Annotated in this window: 1 protein-coding gene; it reads right to left on the reverse strand. The window is 58.6% G+C overall.

Annotation, left to right across the window (positions count from 1 at the left end; all coding sequences use genetic code 11):
- Positions 1 to 39 precede the first annotated feature (39 nt).
- Positions 40 to 273, reverse strand: a complete 234-nt coding sequence (gene yedF, locus HMPREF9538_RS01685; RefSeq protein ID WP_002903233.1) for a sulfurtransferase-like selenium metabolism protein YedF — start codon at positions 271 to 273, stop codon at positions 40 to 42.
- Positions 274 to 307 lie beyond the last annotated feature (34 nt).

The raw sequence follows: 307 nt of genomic DNA on the forward strand, positions 1-307 counted from the left end.
GGGGGGGGGGGGGGGGCGGGGGGGCGGGGGAAAACGGCGCTACTTCTGAATCAAATAGCGAATGGTTGGGCCATCCTGTTGAATATCCAGCACCGTGTAGCCGTGGTTCCTTGCATCAAGCGGAATGTTATTGATCGACTGCGGACAGTCGCTGACCACTTCGAGGATCTCGCCTTTTTGCAGGGAAGGCATTGCCTCCAGGGTAGCGACCGCCGGATACGGGCAGGGTTCGCCGACCATATCCAGGCGATAATCAGGGATGATGTTTTTCATGCGCTCTCCTTCACGGTCCGGACCGTGAAGGAGA

It is taken from the genome of Klebsiella sp. MS 92-3, assembly GCF_000195655.1.
Taxonomy (GTDB): domain Bacteria; phylum Pseudomonadota; class Gammaproteobacteria; order Enterobacterales; family Enterobacteriaceae; genus Klebsiella; species Klebsiella pneumoniae.

What these genes read in the sequence shown, in the direction of transcription:
- yedF (WP_002903233.1), bottom strand. Translation starts at nt 273, where the DNA reads ATGAAAAACATCATCCCTGATTATCGCCTGGATATGGTCGGCGAACCC.